General features: G+C 68.3%; 8 protein-coding genes and 1 pseudogene. 7 read left to right on the top strand and 2 right to left on the bottom strand.

Features of this window, described 5'->3' with window-relative positions; all coding sequences use genetic code 11:
* A pseudogene (locus WA317_RS15555) lies at positions 1-330 on the top strand (DEAD/DEAH box helicase); the annotation flags it as partial.
* Positions 331-404: 74 nt separating this feature from the next.
* On the top strand, positions 405-1,154 hold the full coding sequence (locus WA317_RS15550; RefSeq protein WP_425173881.1) for a DUF4333 domain-containing protein: 750 nt from the start codon (positions 405-407) through the stop codon (positions 1,152-1,154).
* A 20-nt stretch (positions 1,155-1,174) separates the two neighbouring features.
* Here the strand turns inward: WA317_RS15550 and WA317_RS15545 are convergent, their stop codons facing one another.
* Entirely contained in the window at positions 1,175-2,131 is a 957-nt protein-coding gene (locus WA317_RS15545) for a 5'-3' exonuclease (protein ID WP_425173880.1), read from the bottom strand.
* A gap of 97 nt (positions 2,132-2,228) precedes the next feature.
* Between WA317_RS15545 and WA317_RS15540 the strand changes: the two genes are divergently transcribed.
* From WA317_RS15540 to WA317_RS15530, 3 genes are read left to right on the top strand one after another with little or no spacing between them, the layout of a single operon-like run.
* Complete coding sequence (locus WA317_RS15540; RefSeq protein ID WP_425173883.1) at positions 2,229-3,353, top strand: M24 family metallopeptidase; 1,125 nt, start codon at positions 2,229-2,231, stop codon at positions 3,351-3,353.
* A 15-nt stretch (positions 3,354-3,368) separates the two neighbouring features.
* Positions 3,369-3,485 (top strand): hypothetical protein, encoded by a 117-nt coding sequence (locus WA317_RS15535; RefSeq protein ID WP_425173882.1) that lies wholly within the window; start codon positions 3,369-3,371, stop codon positions 3,483-3,485.
* 44 nt (positions 3,486-3,529) lie between these two features.
* Positions 3,530-5,788: an alpha/beta hydrolase-fold protein gene (locus tag WA317_RS15530; protein ID WP_425173879.1), complete on the top strand. Its 2,259-nt coding sequence runs from the start codon at positions 3,530-3,532 to the stop codon at positions 5,786-5,788.
* A gap of 140 nt (positions 5,789-5,928) precedes the next feature.
* Here the strand turns inward: WA317_RS15530 and WA317_RS15525 are convergent, their stop codons facing one another.
* Entirely contained in the window at positions 5,929-6,342 is a 414-nt protein-coding gene (locus WA317_RS15525; protein ID WP_425173878.1) for a F420-dependent biliverdin reductase, read from the bottom strand.
* Positions 6,343-6,377: 35 nt separating this feature from the next.
* On the opposite strand from WA317_RS15525, the gene WA317_RS15520 reads away from it, so the two are divergent.
* Together WA317_RS15520 and cbiE are read left to right on the top strand one after the other, a co-directional pair.
* A complete protein-coding gene (locus WA317_RS15520; protein ID WP_425173877.1) occupies positions 6,378-7,127 on the top strand; it encodes an SDR family NAD(P)-dependent oxidoreductase in 750 nt (249 codons plus the stop codon).
* A partial coding sequence (cbiE, locus tag WA317_RS15515; protein ID WP_425173876.1) for a precorrin-6y C5,15-methyltransferase (decarboxylating) subunit CbiE occupies positions 7,124-7,550 on the top strand: 427 nt, incomplete at its 3' end. The genes WA317_RS15520 and cbiE, both read left to right, overlap by 4 nt.

Genomic DNA, 7,550 nt, shown 5'->3' with positions numbered 1-7,550 from the left:
GCGCTGGTGCGGACCCGACGGTTGTCGGCGGCACTGCGCGCCGACGAGCAGCGGCACCGGATCGCGCCGAGTCGCGAGCCCGACGACGGCTTCGTCGACGCCATCTACCGGTGGGCCAGCACCGGTGATCTGAGCGCGGCGCTGGCCGCCGCCGAAGAGTCGGGTAGCGGTTCGGCGTTGTCGGCCGGAGACTTCGTGCGCTGGTGCCGGCAGGTGCTCGACCTGCTGGATCAGGTGCGCAACACCGCACTTGAGCCCAACCTGAGAAGCAGCGCCAAGCGCGCGATCGAGGCCGTGCGGCGCGGCGTCGTCGCAGTTGACGCCGAGTAGGCTGAGCGACAGCTACCGTTACTCCGGCGCATCAGGAGCAGAACGGGATCGAGTCGGGAAGGACTGGAGACACGATGAGCGGACCGCAGGGGCCCGATCCGACGAATCCATGGCAGCCGCCGCGCCAAGGCGACGAACAGCATCACTCGTCAGGCGGGGGCCCGACCATTGGGACGTCGTCGTGGCAGCAGCCGATCGGCGATCAGCAGACCTGGCAGGCGCCTGCATACTCGCCCACGGAGTACCCGCAATACCAGCAGCCGGGCCAGGGCTACCCACCGGCCCAAACGCTTCCCGGATATCAGCAACCTGAGCAGTACGGTCAGCCCGGCCAATACGGGCAGCCTGGCCAGTACGGACAGCCGGGTCAATATGGACCCGGGCAGTATGGTCAGCCCGGATATCCGCCGCAGTCCGGCCAGTACGGTCAGCCCGGGCAGTACCCCCAGCAAACCGCACCTTACGGACCGCCGCCCGGCGCCGGCGGTCCGCGCCGCGGCCTCATCGGGGCCATCATCGCCGGCTTCGCCGCGGTTCTCGTGGTGGTGATCTTGGTGCTTGGGTTCTGGGCACCCGGGTTCTTCGTCACCACCAAGCTGGACGTCAAGAAAGCCCAGGACGGGGTGCAGCACATCTTGACCGACGAGACGAACGGCTATGGCGCCAAGAACGTCAAAGACGTCGCCTGCAACAACGGTCATAACCCGACGGTCAAGAAGGGCGACACCTTCACCTGCGACGTCAGCATCGACGGCACCAAGCGGCACGTCACGGTGACGTTTCAGGACAACAAGGGCACTTACGAGGTCGGTCGGCCGCAGTAGGCCGGATCAATAAGCCCCGGTTAACCGGGTAGCGAGTCGAGCGCCTTCTGCAAGCGTTCGATCGACGACCCGACGCCCAGTTCGGTCGCCAGTTCGGCGGTGCGCCGCGGATGAGCGGCCACCAACGGCAGCGCGTCGGTGGGTGTCGACAGCTTGACCGGCGCGTCGGTGGCGACCCGCACCACCGAGCCGGCCGTCTCGACGTAATTCGCGGCCGCCCGCAATTTCTTCCGGACACCTTTGGCCAGTGACGATTTCGGGTTGTCGACGGCTGCCACGATCGCGCTCAGCGACTTGTGCTGCGCGAGCAACGTGGCGGCCGTCTTCTCGCCGATGCCGGGCACACCGGGCAGCCCGTCGGACGGGTCGCCGCGCAGCAGGGCCAACTCGGCGTAGGCGGCGCCGGCCCGATCGGCCGGCACTCCGTAACGTTCGGCCACCTCGGCCGGACCCATCAGGTTGGCGTTGGTCAGCCCGCGGCCGAGATAGAGCACCCGGATCGGAACCGGCTCGTCGGCCACCACCTGCAACAGGTCACGGTCTCCGCTGACGACGATCACCGGATCGCGGCGTTCACGCGCGGCCAATGTGCCGATCACATCGTCGGCCTCGAAACCGGGCGCACCGCCGGTGCAGATGCCGAACGCGTCGAGAATCTCCTCGATCATCTCCACCTGCGGCGTCAGGTCGTCGGGCACCTGCTCGACGTCGAATTCGCCGTCGGCATTCGCCTGCTCGACGCGGTGCGCCTTGTACGACGGGATGAGGTCAACCCGGAATTGCGGACGCCAATCCAGATCGAGGCACACCACCAGCCGACCGGGCCGCTGCTTGGTGATCACCGCGGCGATCGAATCGATGAAACCGCGCACCGCGTTCACCGGCCGGCCGTCGGGGGTGGTGATCGACGACGGCACCCCGAAATAGGAGCGGAACCACATGCTGGCGCCGTCGAGCAGTAACAGGGGCGCGGGCATGCTGGTCATCCTTTCGCCGAGCGTCGAGTTCTTGTCGACTTTTCCGCGTAATGACCCCAACGAGTCGACGTTCGACGGGCCAGCTAACTTTGGGCGCATGGGTTCCCGACGATTCGACGCCGGAGTCTATGCCCGTCGACTGGCGTCGGCGGCGACGGCTACCGGCGACGCCGGTCTCGCCGGTCTGGTGATCACTCCGGGTTACGACCTGCGTTACCTGGTCGGTTCGAATGCGCAGACCTTTGAGCGACTCACCGCGTTGGTGGTTCCCGCGTCCGGTCTGCCGACCGTGGTGGTGCCGCGGCTGGAGTTGGCCTCGCTCAAAGAATCCGCGGTCGCCGAACTGGGGCTGACGGTGCACGATTGGGTGGACGGCGACGATCCCTACCACTTGGTTGCGGCCGCGGTGGGTGCTGCGCCGGCCGCGGTCGCGGTCACCGATTCGATACCCGCGCTGCACCTGCTGCCGCTGGCCGACCTGCTGGGCATTGCGCCCGTGCTGGCCACCGGTGTGCTACGCGGTCTGCGAATGCTCAAAGACCCGGCCGAAATCAACACACTCCGCCAGGCCGGCGCCGCCATCGACCGGGTGCACGCCCGGGTGCCCGAGTTCCTGGTGCCCGGCCGAACCGAGGCCGACGTCGCCGCCGACATTGCCGAAGCGATTGTCGCCGAAGGGCATTCGCAGGTGGCATTCGTCATCGTCGGCTCCGGCCCGCACGGTGCCGACCCGCACCACGAGTATTCCGATCGTGAGCTTGCACCCGGTGACGTGGTGGTGGTCGATATCGGCGGGGTGTGCGAACCGGGATACAACTCGGACTCGACCCGCACATACTGTCTCGGCGAACCTGATCCCGAAGTAGCACAACGATACTCGATTCTGCAGCGCGCGCAGCGCGCAGCTGTCGACGCCGTGCGTCCAGGAGTGACCGCCGAGCAGGTGGATTCGGTCGCGCGAGATGTGTTGGCCCAGGCGGGCCTCGCTGAGTACTTCGTGCACCGCACCGGTCACGGCATCGGCCTGGCCGTGCACGAGGAGCCCTACATCGTCGCCGGCAACGACCTGCCGCTGGCGCCGGGCATGGCGTTCTCCGTGGAGCCCGGCATCTACTTCCCGGGCCGGTGGGGTGCCCGCATCGAGGACATCGTCGTGGTGACCGAAGACGGCGCACTGGCGGTCAACAACCGGCCGCACGAGCTGATCGTGGTGCCGGTCTGACGGGAAGTAGGCGATATTGCCGCGCGGTGGGGCCTGGTCAATGCGGCTCACTTCTCACGCCAGTTCAAGGCCGTGCACGGATCGGCACCCAGCGAATACCGCGCCCGGATGCTCGGAAAACCATTCGCGTGACGAGTATTCCGGCGCGAGGGGTGTCGTCGCCCGAGTAAGTTTGGGTGGTGCTGCTCAACCTCGCGCTGCTGCCACTTCGCATCGCAACTCATGTCGTCAACGCCATCGCGGACATTGTCACACCCGCGCCAGCGCCGCCCGGTGACCTGGTCGTCGTCGACGGCATGCCGGAAGGGGTTCCGCCGGCTGCCCGCCGGCCGGAGCCGCAACTGCCCACACCCGCCGGCTGGCCGTTCGGTGAGGAATTCCCACGCACCTGCGGGACCGGACGGTTGGCCGGCGGTGCGCTGTTCTGGACCGACTTCCTCTACGACGACCATGGTGCGACAGGATTACCGGTCGGAGATTTGAAGATCCAGGCGCCGCCGCGCGGCACCTACGTCTACCCCGACGGGCCCGCGGCCCGCAACGGTGCCGACATTTTTCGGGCAGCCGTCGGGCTGACCGAAACCGACACCTGGTGGCGGGTGGATTGGAACACGCTGGTCGACCCATCGGTGCCGATCGCGTTGTTCACCTTCGACACGGACCGCGCCGCGGCCGCTTCGGAGGTGTGGCCGGCCGGCGCCGGCATTCGGTCGGCGGGCATCGACATGGCGCTGCTGATGTCGGGCACCGGTGCCCAGTTGATCGATCTGGACACCCACGCGACGACGTCGGTCCAACACGGCGTCGACATGGAATCGCGGACGTTCTGGGCGCGGATCCCGCGCTCCGTGCTGGAGCCCGTCGGCACCTGGACCGTTCGCCTGGCGGCGGGTTTGGCGAACGCCTCCGGGGACGGCTTCGCCGACGTCCCCGCCGAACGCGGGGCGCTGCCGGGCCAAGCCAGCGTCTACAACGTCACCTTTCGCACCGCCGAGCAGGAGCAGCCGCACCTGAACTTCTGGTCCGACGCTGCGCAGGCCGCAGCGCTGACCGATGGGGACGTCTCCCAGTTCTCGCTGGCGGTCCCGTGGGATGAGCTGGGCGCCGCCGCCGCCACCCCGGAACCCCTCATCACCGGCGCCTCGACCCGCTGGTACGTGTCCTCGGCCGACCTGGGCCAGGGCGTTGCCGCGGCCGATCTGCTCAGCATTCTGAGCACCAAGCCGCTCTTCCTCGGGCGGGTGCAGCCCTACTCGGTATGTCTGCCGTCAACCTACGCGCAAGGTCAGCGGCTGCCGCTGACCTTGCTGCTGCACTCGCTGTCGCTCGGGCAGAGCCAATTCGCCACAATCGAGCCGCGGTTGCTGCATGAAGTCTGCGAAGGCCGCAACTCGGTCGTCGTCACGCCGCTGGCCCGGGGTCCGTCGTGCTGGTATTTCGACGAGGGTGAACTCGACGTCTGGGAAGTGTGGGCGCGGGTGGCCGAGCAACTGGGCACCGACCCCAACCGCACGGTGATCGCGGGCTATTCGATGGGTGGCTACGCCGCATACAAGCTCGGGCTGGCCTATCCGCAGGTCTTCTCCCAGGCTGTTGTGCTGGCCGGCCCGGCCACGTGCGGGGTGCGGCTGTGGCCCGACGTCGACCTCCCCGCCGACCTCGACCTGAAGTCGCACTGCGCCCGGGAGGGCGACACCTGGCGGCTGCTGGTGAATGCGCGCTGGTTGCCCTACGTCATCGCCCACGGGCTGCTCGATGAGTTGGTGCCGTTCGCTTCGGCCGCCGAACAGGCGCTCGAATTGGACCGGCTCGGCTACCGGTACCGGTTCACCGCCTACCCGCTGGAGGACCACCTCGCCTGGGTGCTGCAGGACAAGTTCGACGACCCGGTGTCGCACATGGGCACCGGCCTGCGCCAAGCCGACCCTGGCCACATCACCTTCGCCTGGTATCCGCAACTGGTACGCCCCGATCTGGGGATTGGACCGCACCAGGTGTGGTGGATATCGGAGCTGACCGCTGATCCCCAGGTGACGGCGACGCGCGGGGCGATCGCCAAGGTCGACGCCCGTTCGTATGCGCGGCCGGACCCGACGCACACCACGCAGCGGCACCGCGGTTTCATCCTGCACTTGGACCCAACGCCCGGCCTGTACTCCGAGCTGGTCTGGCGGCCAGGGCCGCCCGCCGACCGGCTGCCCCATCTGACGCTGGCTCTGAGCGGGGTCGCCAGCCTCACCCTGGACGTCGCCCGAGCCGGCCTCGCTGCGTTGCCGAAGACCAGCATCGCCGTTGCCACCGACAACGCCACACAAATCAAGCTCGCCGCACTGCCGCCGGCGGTAACGGTGGAACTCGACGACAAGCCGAGCGGTCCGACCGTCGCGGTGCCGGAGGGCCGGCATCGCATTACGCTTCGTGCCGGCGGCGGCTGACCATATTTCGTCGCGCGGACCAGCAGGAACATCCGTTGTGCCCGTCTCACAGCGACAACGGGCGAAACCCGGACAATTTGTCGCTCGAAGGTGGGCACAGCGACACTTCCGGCCAGCTGCGACGGATGTGGCGTTTGGGGCTAGTCGTCGCTGCGGTCGAGCAGATCAGACGATCCCAGCACCCGCTCGATCTGCACCTCGATGACCACCCGCCGCGGGTTGGGTCGCGGAGTGCGGTAGCGCTGGGCGTAGCGCAGCTCGGCGTCGCGAACGGCTTCGATCGCGACGTTGACGCTGGCCCGGCCTTCCAACGACAGCCAACGGGCGCCGTCGACCTGACTGAGCACCGCCACCCGGCCGCGCTCGGCGTTGACCGCCTTCTGGGAGCCTCCGGTGGTGATAACGCGGGCGATGTGCGTCCTGGGATCGAAGGTGAATCCCACTGCCACCACGTGCGGCGAATTGTCCGCCCGCAGGGTGGTCAGCATCGCGAGGTGCCGTTCGCTGAGAAATGCCAGCGCGTCGTTGGTCAGCCGAGTCGTGGTGCGGGCCATCACCGCACACGTTATCGCAGGTAATAATGCAACCCGTGGGTGACACGGGCGCCAAGACGGTAGTGATCTTCGGTGGCCGCAGCGAAATTGGCGTCGAACTCGCCGCCCGGCTGGCCGTGGGAGCGACTGTGGTACTGGCGGCGCGCGGGGCAGACCGGCTAACCGACCAGGTCGCCGCGGTGGAGGCGGCCGGGGCGGCGGCCGTACACACCGTGGAGTTTGATGCCGACGACTTGGATTCGCACGGTCGGCTGGTGGCCGCCATCGTTGCCCGGCATGGTCCCGTCGACACCGCGGTGCTGGCCTTCGGCATCCTCGGCGACCAGGCCCGCGCCGAGACCGACGCCGCCCACGCCGTGGCCATCGTGCACACCGACTACGTCGCGCAGGTCAGCTTGCTGACCCACCTCGCGGCTGAGATGCGGGCGGCGGGCCGAGGTTCGCTGGTGGTGTTCTCCTCGGTGGCCGGAGTGCGGGTGCGGCGGGCCAACTATGTCTACGGCTCGGCCAAAGCCGGTTTGGACGGCTTCGTCAGCGGGCTCGCGGATTCGCTGCACGGCACCGGTGTGCGGGTTTTGATCGCCCGGCCGGGGTTTGTCATCGGCCGCATGACCGAAGGCATGACGCCCGCGCCGCTGCCGAGCACCCCGTCGCAGGTGGCCGCGGCGACCGCTCGGGCGCTGGCCAGAGGGCGACGGACGGTGTGGATCCCGTGGGCGCTGCGGCCGGTGTTCTGCGGCATGCGGCTGCTACCGCAATTCGTGTGGCGGCGGTTGCCGCGATGATTGTCGTAGTAGGGATCGGCGCCGACGGGATGTCAGGTTTGGCGGAAGCGTCGCGACGCGAATTGCGCTGCGCCGCAGTTGTATACGGTTCGCGTCGACAACTCGACCTGCTCGACGACAGTGTGGGCGCGACCACGCGGGTGTGGCCGTCACCGATGCTGCCGGCGCTGGCCGGCCTGCTCGACCCGCTCGTTCCTGGGCCCGACGTGCACGTCTTAGCCAGCGGTGACCCGCTGTTACACGGCATCGGCGGCACGTTGATCCGGTTGTTCGGGCCGCAGCGGGTGACCGTGCTGCCGCACGTGTCGGCGGTGACGCTGGCGTGCGCGCGGATGGGCTGGACGGTGCAGGACACCGAGGTGATCAGCCTGGTCACCGCTCGATCGCATACGGCGGTGCGCCACGGCGGCCAAGCCATTGTGC

This window comes from Mycobacterium sp., from assembly GCF_049802695.1.
Taxonomy (GTDB): domain Bacteria; phylum Actinomycetota; class Actinomycetes; order Mycobacteriales; family Mycobacteriaceae; genus Mycobacterium.
The sequence above is the reverse complement of the archived record's forward strand: the minus strand, read 5'-3'. Positions and strand labels throughout refer to the sequence as shown.